Origin of the sequence: Brevibacterium sp. FME17 (assembly GCF_014897515.1) — a bacterium.
Classification (GTDB): domain Bacteria; phylum Actinomycetota; class Actinomycetes; order Actinomycetales; family Brevibacteriaceae; genus Brevibacterium.
On record NZ_JABUYD010000073.1, the window covers coordinates 1 to 1109 of the forward strand.

2 protein-coding genes are annotated in these 1109 nt (G+C 61.8%); both read right to left on the minus strand.

What is annotated here, in order from left to right; all coding sequences use genetic code 11:
* Positions 1–205: 205 nt before the first annotated feature.
* Positions 206–541 carry a hypothetical protein gene (locus tag INT40_RS20355; protein ID WP_193096871.1) on the minus strand — a complete coding sequence of 112 codons (336 nt, stop codon included), beginning with the start codon at positions 539–541 and terminating at the stop codon, positions 206–208.
* A 39-nt stretch (positions 542–580) separates the two neighbouring features.
* Positions 581–1109, minus strand: a 529-nt coding sequence (locus INT40_RS20360; RefSeq protein WP_193096872.1) for an IS3 family transposase, incomplete at its 5' end; no start/stop codon positions are given.

Sequence of the window (1109 nt, forward strand, 5' to 3'; positions counted from 1 at the left end):
GTCTGCGCAAGCCGCGTGAGACAGATCAAGTGTCCACAACTTGCGGGGAACCTCACTGTGTGGTTGGCGCGCTGGCTGGTGTGTGCAGTGTGGTTGGCGCGCTGGCTGGTGTGGGCGTGTAGGCCCGCGTGTGGCGCGGGGGTAAGCCGTGTGACTGTACCCCCGCGCCTGCCGCTGCCCATGCCCCACTGTATGCGCCCCGGTGTTAGTTCAGGCGGGTGCGCCCGTGCTCTGCCCCGGCGTCAGTAGCCACCTTCCGGATAGCTGCTTCGAGCGCCACGTGATAGGGGGTTGCGTCGCGCTGTTTGGGTGGGATGGTGCCTGCTGGTGCGCACTGGGATCGGGATGGTTTGGTATCCACAATGTCGATCATGAACACGTCACCCACGGATGTGAGGTCTCGGCGGTAGTCAGACTTGTAAGCCATGGCTGCGTCGTTCACCGCCTCGTTGGTTTCCACAACCCGCGCCCGGAAGTCGGCAGAGTAGTCGGCGGGGAAGCTCCACTGGTTGCGTGCTGCCTCCTGCCTCAGTGCCTGCATGTCTTGGGACTGATGCAAAGAAGGGTGACAGCGTGAGTGTCATGCTGCGAGAGCAGCTGGCTCTATGATTGCTTCGTACTCCACTGGTGTCAATCGACCCAACCGGGCTTGTCGACGACGTCGGTGATATGTCCGCTCGATCCAGGTCACGATCGCGATTCTCAACTGATCCCTGGTGGCCCACCGGCGACGGTCGAGAACGTTCTTCTGCAACAGAGCGAAGAACGATTCCATCGCGGCGTTATCGCCAGCCGCGCCGACTCGTCCCATCGATCCGATGATGCCGTGGCGGTCCAGTGTGCGAGTGAATTTCTTCGATCTGAACTGTGAGCCTCTATCGCTATGCGTCACACATCCGGCCACGTCACCCCGCCTGGTCACAGCCATCTCGAGGGCATCGACAGCCAGCCGAGCCTTCATCCTCGAGCTGATCGAGTAGCCAACGATCCGCGCCGAGTAGGCGTCCTTGACCGCGCACAAGTACAGCTTGCCCTCATCGGTATGGTGCTCCGAGATGTCGGTCAGCCAGAGCTGATTCGGGGCATCGGCTCGGAACTCGTGTCTGGTC